The sequence below is a fragment of the Thermocrispum municipale DSM 44069 genome, from assembly GCF_000427825.1.
GTDB classification, from domain to species: domain Bacteria; phylum Actinomycetota; class Actinomycetes; order Mycobacteriales; family Pseudonocardiaceae; genus Thermocrispum; species Thermocrispum municipale.
The window spans coordinates 328,363-342,910 of record NZ_ATYT01000004.1 but is presented as its reverse complement, the minus strand read 5'-3'; the positions used below and the strand labels follow the sequence as shown (position 1 = coordinate 342,910).

Annotated in this window: 13 protein-coding genes and 1 tRNA gene; 6 read left to right on the top strand and 8 right to left on the bottom strand. The window is 68.8% G+C overall.

The window, feature by feature from the left end:
* Positions 1-115: 115 nt before the first annotated feature.
* The 3 genes from YWM_RS0105020 (at position 116) to YWM_RS0105010 (ending at position 2,578) form a co-directional block, all read left to right on the top strand.
* Positions 116-976, top strand: coding sequence for an SAM-dependent methyltransferase (locus tag YWM_RS0105020; protein ID WP_028849793.1), 861 nt, complete (start codon positions 116-118; stop codon positions 974-976).
* A 94-nt stretch (positions 977-1,070) separates the two neighbouring features.
* Positions 1,071-1,592: a GNAT family N-acetyltransferase gene (locus tag YWM_RS0105015; RefSeq protein WP_028849792.1), complete on the top strand. Its 522-nt coding sequence runs from the start codon at positions 1,071-1,073 to the stop codon at positions 1,590-1,592.
* A gap of 122 nt (positions 1,593-1,714) precedes the next feature.
* A complete protein-coding gene (locus YWM_RS0105010; RefSeq protein WP_028849791.1) occupies positions 1,715-2,578 on the top strand; it encodes an SAM-dependent methyltransferase in 864 nt (287 codons plus the stop codon).
* A 43-nt stretch (positions 2,579-2,621) separates the two neighbouring features.
* On the opposite strand, the gene YWM_RS0105005 is transcribed toward YWM_RS0105010, so the two are convergent.
* Positions 2,622-3,524, bottom strand: a complete 903-nt coding sequence (locus YWM_RS0105005; protein WP_028849790.1) for a threonine/serine dehydratase — start codon at positions 3,522-3,524, stop codon at positions 2,622-2,624.
* 556 nt (positions 3,525-4,080) lie between these two features.
* On the opposite strand from YWM_RS0105005, the gene YWM_RS22255 reads away from it, so the two are divergent.
* A complete protein-coding gene (locus YWM_RS22255) occupies positions 4,081-4,641 on the top strand; it encodes a hypothetical protein (protein WP_043659636.1) in 561 nt (186 codons plus the stop codon).
* A gap of 265 nt (positions 4,642-4,906) precedes the next feature.
* Here the strand turns inward: YWM_RS22255 and YWM_RS0104995 are convergent, their stop codons facing one another.
* On the bottom strand, positions 4,907-5,956 hold the full coding sequence (locus YWM_RS0104995; protein ID WP_028849789.1) for an alpha/beta hydrolase: 1,050 nt from the start codon (positions 5,954-5,956) through the stop codon (positions 4,907-4,909).
* Positions 5,957-6,093: 137 nt separating this feature from the next.
* Between YWM_RS0104995 and YWM_RS0104990 the strand changes: the two genes are divergently transcribed.
* Positions 6,094-6,639: an NADPH-dependent FMN reductase gene (locus YWM_RS0104990; protein WP_043659633.1), complete on the top strand. Its 546-nt coding sequence runs from the start codon at positions 6,094-6,096 to the stop codon at positions 6,637-6,639.
* On the opposite strand, the gene YWM_RS0104985 is transcribed toward YWM_RS0104990, so the two are convergent.
* From YWM_RS0104985 to YWM_RS0104970, 4 genes are all read right to left on the bottom strand, one after another.
* A complete protein-coding gene (locus tag YWM_RS0104985) occupies positions 6,626-8,476 on the bottom strand; it encodes a S9 family peptidase (RefSeq protein WP_028849787.1) in 1,851 nt (616 codons plus the stop codon). The genes YWM_RS0104990 and YWM_RS0104985 overlap by 14 nt on opposite strands.
* A 79-nt stretch (positions 8,477-8,555) precedes the next feature.
* Positions 8,556-8,629, bottom strand: a tRNA-Pro gene (locus YWM_RS0104980).
* Positions 8,630-8,633: 4 nt separating this feature from the next.
* Positions 8,634-9,611 (bottom strand): metallophosphoesterase, encoded by a 978-nt coding sequence (locus YWM_RS0104975; RefSeq protein ID WP_425426493.1) that lies wholly within the window; start codon positions 9,609-9,611, stop codon positions 8,634-8,636.
* Positions 9,612-9,679: 68 nt separating this feature from the next.
* Complete coding sequence (locus YWM_RS0104970; protein WP_028849785.1) at positions 9,680-11,848, bottom strand: transglycosylase domain-containing protein; 2,169 nt, start codon at positions 11,846-11,848, stop codon at positions 9,680-9,682.
* 194 nt (positions 11,849-12,042) lie between these two features.
* On the opposite strand from YWM_RS0104970, the gene YWM_RS0104965 reads away from it, so the two are divergent.
* Entirely contained in the window at positions 12,043-12,345 is a 303-nt protein-coding gene (locus tag YWM_RS0104965) for a WhiB family transcriptional regulator (protein ID WP_028849784.1), read from the top strand.
* A 15-nt stretch (positions 12,346-12,360) separates the two neighbouring features.
* Here YWM_RS0104965 and bagB read toward each other — a convergent pair whose 3' ends face one another.
* Positions 12,361-13,500: an ATPase BagB gene (bagB, locus tag YWM_RS0104960; protein WP_028849783.1), complete on the bottom strand. Its 1,140-nt coding sequence runs from the start codon at positions 13,498-13,500 to the stop codon at positions 12,361-12,363.
* On the bottom strand, positions 13,500-14,528 hold the full coding sequence (bagA, locus tag YWM_RS0104955; protein ID WP_052344561.1) for an ATPase BagA: 1,029 nt from the start codon (positions 14,526-14,528) through the stop codon (positions 13,500-13,502). The genes bagB and bagA overlap by 1 nt, the downstream gene beginning before the upstream one ends.
* Positions 14,529-14,548 lie beyond the last annotated feature (20 nt).

The window sequence follows — 14,548 nt, the reverse complement described above, 5'->3', positions numbered from 1 at the left end:
TGTAATTGCATCAAGAATGGCGGCGGCCGATTCCCTCCGCCGGAACTCGAGTTGTTTTCCATGCGCTAAAGTCGACTCTCGGTAGCAGTCGGGCGAAAGGTGGACGAGAAGCCCCGTGGCAGCGGACGAGCAGGTCAACGTAGAGATTCCCCTGGACAAACCGACGTCGGCCCGTGCCTACGGCTGGCTGCTCGGCGGCAAGGACAACTTCGCCGTCGACCGTGAGCTGGCGTTGGGGACGCTGCAGATCCTGCCGGAGATCATGGACATCGCCAGGGGGAACCGGCTGTTCCTCTACCGCGCCGTGCGCTACCTGGTGGAAGAGGCGGGCATCGAGCAGTTCATCGACATGGGCTGCGGGCTGCCGACCAACAACAACGTGCACCAGGTCGCGCAGCGGTTCAATCCGAACGCGCGGGTCGTCTACGTCGACATCGACCCGATCGTGCTCGCCCACGGCAGGGCCCTGCTCGCCGACAACGACAACACCACGGTGATCACCGCGGACTTCCGCGACCAGCAGGCGGTGCTCGATCACCCGGACACCAAACGCCTGATCGACTTCTCCAAGCCGGTCGCGGTGTTGTACCTGTCCGTCGCCCAGTTCCTCCGGGACGACCAATCGGGCGGCAGCGTCCGGTACGCCATCCGGCACATCATCGACGAGAAGGCGGTGTCCGGCAGCTACCTGGCGTTCTCGCACGTCGTCCTCGACGACCCGGAGAAGAACGCGAAACTGACCAAGAAGGTCAACGACGACGGCATCCCGCTGCAGCTGCGCTCGCGCGAAGAGGTCCACGAACTGCTCGAGGGGCTGGAGCCGGTCGATCCCGGTCTGGTGGACATCGAGGAGTGGCGGCCGGACCCGAACCAGCCGCCGCTGGACCCGGTTCCCGAGGAGCTGCGGCCGTTCGAGGGCGTGGCGCGGATGAACAACGTCCTGTACGAGTACGGCGGGGTTCTGCGTAAGCCCTGACGACGGCGAAAGGCGGTGAGCGGATCGCTCACCGCCTTTGTCGTGTGCGGATATTCGGTTGCCCGGGCCGTTCGGTCGGGGCGAGAGTGGCGCGGTGATCGTTCGTCGCGAAGAGCCCGCCGACATCGAAGGCATTCGAGCCGTGCACACGGCCGCCTTCCCCGCTCCGGACGAAGGGCAGGTGCCCGTCGAGGTCGGCTTGGTCGACGCATTGCGTGCCAGTGATGCCTGGGTACCTGCCTTGTCGCTCGTCGCCTGCGAGCCCGGGAACGACCAGCTGATCGGGCATGTCGTGTGCACGCGTGCGTCGGTGGCAGGACGGCCCGCGCTGGGGCTCGGGCCGCTCGGGGTGCTGCCCGGCAGGCAGCGGCAGGGCGTGGGCAGCGCGCTGATGCACGCGGTGCTGGCCGCCGCCGATGCGCTGGACTTTCCGGTGGTGGTCTTGCTCGGGCATCCCGGCTATTACCCACGATTCGGATTCCGCCCCGCCGCCGAGCTCGGCATCGTGCCACCGGATCCTTCGTGGCGGGAGGCGTTCCAAGCCCGGCCGCTGGCCGCCTACACCGACGACGTGCAGGGCGAATTCGCCTACGCGGCGCCGTTCACCGAGTTGTAGCCGGATTCGTTTCCTCGATTTCTCGTTCGGTCGATGGGCGGCGAATCGCTCTGGATCCGGCCCCGGTGGGGTGCGCTAATGTTTTTCTCGGTATTGACCGGGGAAAGGTGGACGACAGCGCAATGACAACGGACGAGCAGGTCGACGTATCGATCCCTCTCGACAGGCCGACGGCCGCCCGAGCGTACGACTGGTTGCTGGGTGGCAAGCAGAACTACGAAGTCGATCGCCAGTTCATCCTCGAAGGGCTGAAGAAATTCCCGCAGGTCCTGGACAGCGCGCGCCAGAACCGTCAGTTCCTCTACCGGGCCGTGCGCTACCTGGTGGAAGAGGCGGGCATCGAGCAGTTCATCGACATGGGTTGCGGGCTGCCGACCAACAGCAACGTGCACCAGGTCGCGCAGCGGTTCAACCCGAACGCGCGGGTCGTCTACGTCGACATCGATCCGATCGTGCTCGCGCACGGCCAGGCCCTGCTGGCCGAGAACGAGAGCACCACGGTGATCACCGCGGACTTCCGCGACCCGAATGCCGTGTTGGAGCATCCGGACACCAAGCGTTTGATCGACTTCTCCAAGCCGGTGGCGACGCTGTTCCTCTCCGTCGCGCACTTCCTGCGGGATCAGGACGAGGTCGGCAAGGGCGCCAAGCACGCGCTGCGCCACATCGTCGACGAGGCCGCTCCGTCCGGCAGCTACTTCGTGCTGTCGCACATGGTGGTGGCCGACCCGGAGAAGAAGGAGTGGATCAAGCAGTTCGCCGCCAAGGCAGGCATGCCGGTGCAGATCCGCACGACGGACGAGGTCGACGCGTTGATGGCGGGCCTCGAGCCGGTCGAGCCGGGTTTGGTGAACATCAACGACTGGCGCCCTGACCCGGCTCAGCCGGATCTGAACCCGGTTCCACCGGAGTTGCATCCGTTCGTCGGTGCCAGCGAGAAGAACAAGGAGCTCTTCGAGTACGGCGGCGTGCTCCGCAAGCCGTGACGAGACAAGGCGGCCGCCGGGAGACGGCGGCCGCCTTGTCTCGTCAGCTGGGGGACCACTCGGTGTTCGCCCCGCAAAGGATCACGCACGGGCGCTCGCCAGGCACCTCGCCGCTCAGCAGCGCGGCGAACGCGACAGCGGCGGCGGGTTCGACCGCGAGTCGGAACTCCTCCCAGAGCCGGTCACGGGCGGCCACGATCTGCTCCTCGGACACCAGAACGGATTGCGCCTTGGCCTCGGTCAGCAGCCCGAACGCGATCGTGCCGATGCGATTGGCGCCCAGCCCGGACGCGGCGATCGAGTCGACCGGGGCGTCGACCGGTTCGCCCGCCCGCACCGCGGCGTTGAAGCAACAGCAGCCTTCCGGCTCGGCGGCCACCACGTGCCTGCCGTCCGCGGCCAGCGCCACACCGGAGGCGAGCCCGCCACCGCCGACCGCGACGATGATCGAGTCGACCTCGGGCGCGTCCGCGACGATCTCCGCCGTGACGGTGCCCTGACCGGCGACGACGTCCGGGTCGTCGTACGGATGCACGTAGCGGACGCCCGGCTCTTTGCCTTCCTCGAGCGCGGCCGCGAAGACCTCGGCCATCTCCGGGTGCCGCACCAGCTTGGCCCCTGCCGCGGCCATCCGCTCGGCCTTCTGCGCGGGGACGAAGTCCGGCGTGTGCACCGTGACCGGCACACCCACCGAGGCGGCCGCCGTGGCGACGGCGAGCCCGTGATTGCCGCCGGACGCCGTGACGACGCGCTCCGGCAACGGGTGGCTGAGCAAGGCATTGGTGGCGCCGCGCAGTTTGAACGACCCGGTCCGCTGCAAGTGCTCGAGCTTGAACACCACCGGCCTGCCGTCCACCTCCGTCGACAGGATCGGCGTGCGGCGAACGTAGGGCCGGATGCGGTCGGCCGCGGCGGCGACGTCTGCAATCGTGGGGGTTGAAGTCACAAGCTCCAGTCTGCCGAAGGTCGCGTGCGCGAGTCAGGCGCTCTGCTGGCGGCGGAACGAGCGGACGGCACCAGGCGCTGCACGCCGATGGGCAGGGGCGGCTCCGCCAATGAGCGGCCCCCCGCCGGACGATCTTCGGGTCGGCGCCTGGCGAGCCCCTTGCGCGATCCTCGGCCGGTCGGTTGCGTGCAGCATCGGCCCGGCCGGTGGAACGAGACGATCTTCAAGCCGCCCCGAAGACGATCATCGTCCGTGCCGCGCGAGCCGCTAACCCGGCTGGGTGATCACGATCGGCCGGGACTGATCAACTGACCCAATCCGAGTGACGTCAGGTGTTCCAGGGAGTGGCCGGACGCGGGAAAACTGCGCAGAGTTGCGAATCCGGCCATCCCGATGGCGGAGTTGCTCACAAGATGCGGTGATCTTGGCGTGTCGCTACGCAGGCACCGGATCAGGTCATGCGTCAGCCGGTGGGATGACCTCGGTAGTGGGGGGCGCGGTCACGGAGTACGGATGGAGACGCGAAGACGCCGAGGGGCTGACAAGGGAGTGCACCATGAAACACACCGTGACCCGAGCGGTCACCGTCCTCGTCACCTGTGCGGCCCTGGCCGCCGGAGGCATCGGGATGGCCACCGCAGCACCCGACGACCGGGGCAAGGGAATCAGCAGCACCACGTCCACCGCCGCGGAAGTGCAGAAGCTGCATGACGACCTGGCGCAGGCGGTGGAGAACGAGGATGTCGAGGCTGTCGAAGGCGTCCTCGGCAAGGTCGACAAGACGATGGGAGCCATTCTCACCGCCAAGCAGTTCGACCGAGCCGCCGAAGTCCGCGCGGATGCCGGCAAGGCCCGCGATCTGAGCCGGGAACTGCAGACGAAGCTGACCACGGCACGCGTCGACAACCCGCTGGCGACGTTGAACGGCCTGCTGCAATCGCTGCTGGCCACGCTGTCCGGGTTGATCGACAGCCTGCTCGGCGGGGGTGTGCCGGTCCCGGAGGTGCCTGAGGTGCCCGGCGTGCCCGATGTGCCGGGCGTGCCGGATGTTCCCGAGGTGCCGGAAGTGCCTGGGACACCGGACGTCCCGGAGCTCCCGCCTGCTCCGCTGCCCTAGCCCAGGGGCAGCGTCGCCAGGGAGGCGAGCTCATCCATGGGGGAGGAACCCGGCGCTGGTGCCCCCGGCGCCGGGTTCTGTCGTGTCCGGGGCCGGTGAGCCGCAGCGGCGTGGCCGACCCCGGTGATGCGGACGCGGTGGGCCCGCGGGCCGAGGCTGGGGCGGAAGCAGTGGACCGGGGCGCCGTGGCTGGGGCCGGTAAGTCGGGACCGGCGGTGGGCCGGCGTGCCGTGACTGGCCCGGCACGCCGGGCGGCCCGAACCCCTCAGCGCGCGTAGGCGAGCCCGGTACGCAACGCCGCAGCGATCTCCAAGGTGGCTTCCCGGAACCGTCCGCCGAGCGGCACGAAGTTGATGAACCCGTGAATCAGGTCCCGGTGGCAGCGGTACGACACCGGCACACCTGCCTCCTGCAGCGCCTTCGCGTACGCCTCGCCGTTGTCCCGCAGCGGGTCGAAGCCGGCGGTGACCAGGTAGGCAGGCGGCAGCCCGGACAGGTCGGGCGCCAGCAGCGGCGAGAGCCGGGGATCGCTGCGGTCGTCGCTCGGAGCCAGATAGTGCCCCTCGAACCACCTCATGTCCGCATCGGTCAGCAGGAACTTGGTGGCGAACAGCCGCCGGGACCGCCGCCGGTTGACGAAGTCGACCTCCGGGTAGACGAGCAGCTGGAACACCGGCGCAGGCCCACCCCGCCGCGTGCTCTCCAATGCCGTGACCGCGGCCAGGTTGCCGCCTGCGCTGTCCCCGCCTACCGCGATCCGCGCCTGATCGACACCCAGCTCGTCGGCGTGCTTGTGCGCGTAGTCGAACGCCGCCAGCGCGTCGTCGACCGCCGCTGGGAAGCGGTGCTCCGGGGCCAGCCGGTACTCCACCGACAGCACCCGGACCCCGGCCTGTTCGGCCAGGAAGCGTGCGGCGTGGTCGTGTGACTCCACGCTGCCGATCACCCACCCGCCGCCGTGGAAGAACACCAGCAGCGGGGCCGGTTCCGGCACGTCGCGCGGACTGTACAGGCGCGCGGGAATCGGGCCGTTCGAGCTGGGAATCTGCAGGTCACGGGTCGGCACATCCGGCGAGGGGCCCGGCATGAGCCGCATGTTCATCTCCATTCCGGCGCGCGCCTGCTCCACCGACGGCGCGCTGAGGCTCACGCCGTTGAGCTCACCCATGCGCAGCAGAAGCTGCGCGTCGAGGGCGAGAGTCTGGCCGTCGAGGGTGATCGGCTTGCCCGCCAGGAGGCGTTTGAAAGCCTGCGGGAGGCGGAACACTGCACGCATGGTTGCGGCCTGCACGCCGAACGGCAGCCGGGCGGCCAGTCTCGTCATGGGCGACCTCCTTGTCGGGAGACGACGGATGACGGGAGTTTGCCACGAGAGGAGTCGCAACAGTGTTGGGTGCAATCCACGACACGTCGACTGGACCTCGAGTGCGCTGGAGGTCGTAGGGTGCGGATATGAAGGTGATCGGGATCGGCGGATCGCTGCGGTCGGGGTCGCAGAGCGAGTACGCGGTGCGCGTCGCCCTGCTCGGCGCCGAGGAAGCCGGAGCGAGCACCACCTTGATTGCGGGCGAGCAGTTGCAGTTGCCCTTCTACGACGTGGCGATTGCCGATCGCGCCGAGGCCGCGCGCAGGCTGGTCGAGGAGATCCGGCAGGCGGACGGGCTGATCGTGGGCTCGCCCGGGTACCACGGCGGGCCGTCCGGGCTGATCAAGAACGCCCTCGACTACCTGGAAGACCTGCGGGACGACGAACGGCCGTATCTCACCGGGCGGGCCGTCGGGCTGGTCGCGGTGGCGGCCGGCTGGCAAGCCGCGGTCGGCACGCTGAACCAGCTGCGCACGACGACGCACGCGCTGCGCGGCTGGCCGACCCCGCTCGGGTTGGCGATCAATTCCCGCGAGACGAAGTTCGACGACACCGGCGGCTGCAACGACACCGGGGTCTACGACAAGCTGCGGCTCATCGGGCGCCAGGTCGCCACGTTCAACGCAGATTGAGCTTGCGCAGCGCGAAGAACACCTCGATGGCCGTCTGCCGGATCACCTCGGCGACCACCAGCGAACCGTGCCCGGCGTCGTAGCGGTAGAAGGCGAAGTCCGCGTTCCGCTCGGCCAGTCTGTCCAGGTAGTTCTCGATCTGCCGGATGGGGCAGCGCGGGTCGTTGTCCCCGGCGAGCACCAGCACCGGCGCCCGGACCGCGTCGACGTAGGTGATCGGCGAGCACTCCCGGTACAGCTCGGGCAGCTCGTCCGGGGAACCGCCGAACAACGACCGGTCGAAGGCCCGCAGCGGCTCCATCTCGTCGGCGTAGGCCGTCACGTAGTCGGCGACGGGAACACCCGCGATGCCGACAGCCCAGCGTTCCGGCTGCACGCCGAGCGCCAGCAGCGTCAGGTAGCCGCCCCAGGAGGCGCCGTTGACGACACAACGCTGCGGATCAGCCAGCCCGCTCGCCACCGCCCAGTCGTGCACCGCGGCGATGTCCTCCAGCTCGGTCAACCCGGGGCGGCCCTCGATCGCGTCCCGCCATTGCGACCCGTAGCCGTCCGAGCCGCGGTAGTTGACCTCGACGACGGCGAACCCGGCGTCGACCCACACCGCGCGATAGGCCGAGAACCGGTCGGTGTCCGCGGCGTGCGGCCCGCCGTGAATGGCGAAGACGGTCGGCAGCGGCCCCGTGGCGCCCTCGGGTCGCGCGACGAGGGCGTGGATGGTTCCAGCGGGGCCCTCGACAAACGCATCGACCACGGGCACCGATCCGGGCGCTCGCGGACCCGGCGGGGCGAGCAGGACGTCGTCGGTGCCATCGGGCAGCCTGCGCCGGACGACCGACGGATGGGCGGCCGACGACCACGAGTACTCGATGCTGCCGTCGGGCCGCACGCCGGCGCTGCCGATGACGCCTGCTGGGGTCGGCAGCGGGGTGAGCTCGCCGGTGTCGAGTCGGTAGGTGTGCAGGGTGTCGAGTCGGTAGGTGTGCAGGGTGCTTCGTGCCTGGTGGTGCTGCAGGATCAGCAGCGCCTGGCCGTCCGGGTACCAGGTCCCGGTGATCTCGCCGGGCAGGTCGATGCGCAGCTCGGTCTGCTCGTCGGTGCGGACGTCCCACACCAGCAGTTCTTCGTGTCCGCGGCGTTCGTGCTGCACCAGCAGGCGCTGATCACCCGCGACCGGTGAGAACTCCAACGCCTCCAGACCACGGCCCGGACCGTCCCACAGCTCGCCGACGGTGCTGTCGTCCGCCAGCGCCAGCACCCGCAACGCGGGATGGCGCGAGTCGCCGTGCTCGGAATGCGAGATCGCCAGCAGCTTCTCGTCCCGGGAAAGGGCCGAAATGCCGGCGTCGTGCTCGCTTTCGTACACCGCGCGCGTGTGGCCGTCCGCGTGCACGAACAGCTTCGAGCCGTCGTCGGTGGAGACGCCGACACCCACGAGCCGGTGTCCGATGACCAGCCCCGCCGGATATCCCGCGTGCACGTCCTCGACTGCCACCTCGGCCGCGCCAGGTCCCGAGGTGAACGGCTGGCGCATCCAACGGCCGAACTCGTCGCCGTCGGTGTCGTCGAACCACCAGATCGCCGAGCCGTCCGGCGCGATGTCGGCGTGCATGGTGCCGTTCGGCCGGTCGGTCACCTTGCGGTGCTCGTCGCGGTCGCGGTCCCACGCGTACACCTCCCACACGCCGCTGGCGTTGGAGACGTACAGGTTGGCCGACGGAGCGTCCTGAGCCCAGTCCGGGGCGGACATCCGCGGCGCGGTGAACCGCGCACGCCAGCGAGATTCCGCAGCGTCGTCGTCGAACAGCCGATCGGGGACCTCAGGCGTTGGATACTGCACGGGAAGATCGTTGCACGGGCGGGCCGGAAACGACGAAGCGGCCTGCGAGAGAACTCGCAGGCCGCTTCATCAGGCACCGTCGGGGTGGCGGGATTTGAACCCACGACCTCCTCGACCCGAACGAGGCACGCTACCAAGCTGCGCCACACCCCGATGGCTAACGGGCCGAGACAGAGTTTAGCTGACCCCTTCGCCACGCTTTCAACCGGGAGTCTCGCTGCGTGCGATCGTGCTTCCAGTCCCGCGGAACCAGCGTCAAAAGGCTGGCCTCCGGCGGGCAGGCAAACCGCACCGGCGCATACGGAGAAGTGCCGAGACCAGCGGAAACGTGCAACCACATGTCCGCACCCCAGCGGCTGGCGCCCCGGGCTCGGGAGCGGTCGAGATCGCAATTGGTGACCAGCGCGCCGATGCCCGGCACCCGCAACTGCCCGCCGTGCGTGTGGCCGGCCAGCACCAAGTCGTAGCCGTCCGAGGCGAAGGCGTCCAGAATCCGGGGCTCCGGCGAGTGCGTCAGCCCGATCCGGACGGCCGCCGAAGCGTCCGCCCGCCCGGCGATCTCGTTGTACCGGTCGAACTGCAGGTGCGGGTCGTCCACGCCCGCGGCGAACAGCGACTGGCCGGCCACCTGCAGCGGCACCCGCTGATGGGTCAGGTCGTGCCAGCCGTGCTCGATGAACGCCGCGCGCAGGTCCTGCCACGGCAGCTCGGGACCGTGGATCAGCTTCTTGCGCCCGCGCGGCATCAGATAACGGGCCGGGTTCTTCGGTTTCGGCGCGAAATAGTCGTTGCTGCCGAAGACGAAAACACCCGGCACGTTCAACAGCGGCCCGAACGCGCGCAGGACCGCGGGGACGGCGGCGGGATGCGCGAGGTTGTCCCCGGTGTTGACGACCAAGTCGGGAGCCAATGCAGCCAGCGAGGCCACCCAGCGCTGCTTCGACGTCTGCCCGGGCAGCATGTGCAGATCGGAGATGTGCAGCACGCGCAGCGGGCGAGATCCCGGCTGCAACACCGGCAGCTGTGCGGTACGCAACGTCCAGAGCCGACGCTCGATCGCGGATGCGTAGGTCACGCCCGCGACGCCTGCCGCGGCGAGGGTTCCCACTGCTGCTCGCAGCCTGCTGTTCACCACGCACCGAGGATACGTCGGCGCAGGCAGCGACGTGGGCCGTTAGTTCGCCGCATCACGTCCCGAGCCGGTCAGCCGTTGCCGTGCAGGTACTTCTTGGGGGCCTTCGGGATGCCCTTCTTCGGCAGTCCCTCGTGGATCGGCTTCATCGCGTTGAACCACGTCCTGGCCGGGATCACACCACCGAACATGTTGCCTTCGCTGCACGTGTGCGCGCCCATCGGACCGCCGACGCACAGCGGCTGCGCATTGCCGTCCGGTTGGAAGATCATCGCCGCGCCGGACATGAACGGCGTGGCGCCCACGAACGTCGACGCCTTGTGGTCCTGCGCCGTGCCGGTCTTGCCGATCATCGGACGGTTCCAGCCCGCCTGCCTGGCCGCGCCCGCCGCGGTGCCCGAGACGTGGTCCTTGCTCAGCCCCTCCGCCAGTGCGTTCGCCAGGCCCTTGGAGATGACCTGTTCGCACTTGGCCTCCTTGATCGGGACCTTTTTGCCGTTGCGGTCCCGGATCTCCATGATCGGCGTCGGCGGGCACCAGCGGCCGTCGCTCATGATGGTCGCGCCGACATTGGCCAACTCGAGGCCGCTCAGCGGCGCCGGGCCCAGCGTGAACGAGCCCTTGCCCGGGGAGGTCTTGGACGGTCCGAAGTGCTGCCGCAGATCCTCGGCCACCAGTGGGTCGTCCGACGACGGGTCGGGCTTCTTGCCCTGCATGTTGCTGCTCATCGTCTTACGCATGCCCAGCTTGTAGGCCATGTCGACGATCGGCTTCATGCCGGTGCGCTCTTCCAGGATGACGAACGCGGTGTTCGGCGAGTTCGCCAGCGCCTGCTGCAGCGTCGGGTTGCCGCCCGGTGTGCCTGCGTAGTTCTGCACGCAGTACGGCACCACGCCGTCCGGCCGCTGACCACACCGCGGGTTACCGCCGCCGAACACCTTCGACGTGTAGCGGCCAGGGGCCGGGATCCGGTCCTGGATGCCGACGACACCCTTCTGCATCGCCGCGGCCGCGGTGAAGATCTTGTACGACGAGCCCGCGCCCTGCGTGTTGTAGACGCCCGCGGGCAAGGCGAGGAACGTCTCGTTCTTCTCCTTGTCACCGCCGTAGTCCCGGTTCGCGGCCAGCGCCACCACCTCGTGCCGCTTCTTGCCCGGCTTGACCAGCGACAGGGTGAGCGCGACGTCGTCGTTCTCCTTCGGCACCTGCTCCTCGGTGGCCTTCGCCGCCGCCCGGTTCGCCTTGCGGTCCAACGTGGTGCGGATCGTGTAGCCACCGGTGTAAAGCTGGTCGCGGCTCAATCCGACCTCGTTGACCAGGTAGTCCTCGACGTACTGGCAGAAGAAGCCGTCGGTGGCACCGGCACCCACGCAGTTGGCGGGCGGCTTCTTCGGCCCGCCCGGCACCACCCCGAGCGGCTGCTTCTTGTAGCGCTCCGCATCCTCCTTGGCGAGCTTGCGGTTCAGCACCATCTGGTCGAGCACCAGGTTGCGGCGCTTCTTGGCCGCCTCCGGGTGGGTCCACGGGTCCAGCGCCGCCGGGTTGTTCACCATGCCTGCCAGCAGCGCGGCCTGCGCCGGATCCAGCTCCTTGGCGGTGGTGTTGAAGTACGCCTTCGCCGCCGCGCCGACGCCGAAGATCCGCCGGGAGAACTCCACCACGTTCAGATACCCGGTGAGGATCTCCTCCTTGGTCATCTTCGACTCGAGGTTGATCGCGATGCGGGCTTCCTTGAGCTTGCGCGCGATCGACTGCTCCTGCGCCTTCTGCCTGCCGATCCGGTGCTTGGGGTCGTTGTCGTTCCAGTAGACGACGTTGATCAGGTAGTTCTTGACGTACTGCTGCGTCAGCGTGGACGCACCCTGCGTCTGGCCGCCCGACGTATTGGAGATGGCCGCGCGGACGGTGCCCTTCCAGTCGACACCCTTGTGCTCGTAGAAGCGACGGTCCTCGATCGAGATCAACGCCCACTTCATGGCGTCGGAGATCTCGTCCGGGGCGGTGGGGATGCGGTACTGCTGATACCACGTGGCGATCGGCTTGCCGTGCCGGTCGGTCACCGTGGTGACCAGCGGCGGAGCCTCGTTGGCCAGCTCGGTCGAGGTGTTCTCCACCGTGGCGCTGGCCTGGTTGGACAGCACACCTGCCCCGCCCACGATCGGGAACAACAGGCCGGCCACCAGCACACCGGCCAACAGACACAGCCCGAGGAGCTTGAGGATTCCGTCCGTCCTACGCACGTTTCGATGCTACGTGCTACCCCCGTAAGGTCGGCGTCACACGCTGGAGTCACCCCTGTTGGTCACGATTTGACCGGACCCGACTCGCCAAGGGGAACCAGAAACCTCTACAGTCCGTCAACGTCTCACGTTGGCACTGGGGAGTGCCTTGGGTGGAGTGTGAGAACCGTGACCAGTGAGGGAGCTGGGGGTTTATGAGTAACACGCAACCGGATTGGCGCGTGCACGCCGCGTGCCGTGACACCGATCCGGATGGCTTGTTCGTTCGAGGGGCGGAGCAGAACCGGGCCAAGCTGATCTGCATGGGGTGTCCGGTGCGTACCGAATGTCTTGCCGAAGCGCTGGACAACCGGATCAGCTTCGGCGTGTGGGGAGGAATGACCGAACGGGAGCGGCGGGCGCTGCTGCGTCGCCGTCCCGAGGTGGAATCCTGGGCGGACCTGTTGGACGCCGCCCGGCGGGAACACCACGAGGAGCTGCCCGCCAGGGCGGGCTGAGGCCCTCGCTGTTTCTCAGGCGTTTCCGTTGCCGGCCAGGCGCTCGCCGATGATGCGCAAGCCGGCGATGTCGTGCACGTCGCGGGGGAGCGCGGGCACGCCGACCATGGGAACGTCCGGATGAGCTCGGGTGAAGCGCTGCAGCAGCCGGCGTTCGCGTTTGTCCAGCGCGACCCGGTCGGCGTGCAGCCGTAACACGGCCGCGGCCAGGGGCGCGGACTTCTTGGCTTCCAGTGCCTCGGCCGCGGCCAGCGCGCGCGGCGCGGGCAGGTCGGCGAGCACCGGGTGGGTGCGGTTGGCCACCAGCCCGGTCAGCGGCATCGACTCCGAGGAAAGCCGCTCGACGAAGAACGACGCCTCGCGCAACGCGTCCGGCTCGGGCGCGGCAACGACCAGGAACGCGGTACCCGGCGAGCGCAGCAGCTCGGCGGTCTTCTGCGCGCGCTCCTTGAATCCGCCCGCGGTGGAGTTGAACGCCTGCATGAACGCCGACGCATCGGTGAGCAGCTGGCCACCGATGACGGTCGACACCGCTTTCATGCCGAGCGCCAGGCTGGCCGTCAGGGCTTTCCGGATGCCCCAACCACCCGCTCGCGCCGGTGCGGTCAGCAACCGGATCATCCGGCCGTCCAGCGCGCTGGACAGTCGCTTCGGCGCGTCCAGGAAGTCCAGCGCCGACCGGGACGGTGGGGTGTCGACGACGATCAGGTCCCACTCCGCGTCGGCCACCAGCTGGCCGAGCTTCTCCATCGCCATGTACTCCTGTGTGCCGGAGAACGACGTGGAGATCGTCTGGTAGAAGGGGCTGGCCAGCAGCTCCTGCGCCCGCTGCGGGTCGGTGTGGGCGATGATCATGTCGTCGAACGTGCGACGCATGTCGAGCATCATCGCCCAGAGTTCACCTTTCGGGTCGAATCCTTCGACCTCGACCTTGCGCGGCACGTTGTCCAGTTCGTCCAGGCCGAGCGACTGGGCCAGCCTGCGCGCCGGGTCGATGGTCAGCACCACGGTGGTGCGGCCACGTTCGGCGGCCCGCAACGCGAGTGCGGCGGCCGTGGTGGTCTTGCCGACGCCGCCGGACCCGCAGCACACGATGACCTTGGTCTTCGGGTTGTCGATGAGCCGGTCGATCTGCAGCGCCCCGCGCGAGGCCATCAACGAACTCCCTTCTCGACCAACAGCTCGGCCAGTTCGTACAGCGCGGCGACGTCGATCCCGTCCGGGAGATCAGGCAGTTGCAGCATCGGCTGGTTCGCGGCGGTGAGCTGTTCGGCCGCCGAACGCTCGGCGGCGACCCGGATCGCGTGCTCCACCGTCTCGGCGACCAGGCCCTCGATGACCTCGTCGGAGATGTCCAGCCCGGCTTCGACGAGCCCGGCACGGACCCGCGAGGCGTCGACTCGGCCGTCCGCGGCAGCGACCACCGAGCGGTCGGGCAGCCGTGGCGGACGGACCCGGTTGATCAGCACGGCGCCCGGGCGCAGGTCCTCCGCCTGCAGTTCGTCGATCGCCTCCAGCGTCTCGCGGATCGGCATTTCCTCCAGCAGCGTCACCACGTGCACCACGGTCTGATCCGAGTGCATCAGCTTCACCACGCCGTCGGCCTGGTTCTTGATCGGGCCGCTGCGCGTGACGTCGGTCAGCGCTCTGGTGACGTCCAGGAACTTCACCACCCGGCCGGTCGGCGGGGCGTCGACCACGACGTGGTCGTAGACGTAGCGGCCGTTGTCGGTACGGGTGACGCACTCCTTGATCTTTCCAGTGAGCAGCACGTCCCGCAGGCCGGGCGCCAGCGTGGTGGCGAACTCGATGGCACCCATGCGACGCAGCGTGCGGCCGGCGAAGCCGAGGTTGTAGAACATCTGGAAGTACTCCAGCAGCGCGGCTTCGGCGTCGATGTGCAGCGCGCGCAGCTCACCGCCGTCAGGCGCGGAGACCAGATGGCGCTCACCGTAGGGCAGCGGTTCGGTGTCGAACAGCTGCGCGATGCCCTGGCGGCCTTCCACTTCGACCAACAGCACCTTGCGGCCGCCCGCGGCCAGCGCGATCCCCAGCGCCGCGGCGACGGTGGTCTTGCCGGTGCCGCCCTTGCCGGTGACGAAGTGCAGGCGCGCACGTCGCAACTCGGGTGTCCAGACGCCCGCCGTGCGCGGGCCGACGGTAGCAGGGGAACCGGTGGTCACCGCACGAGATTATGTGAGCT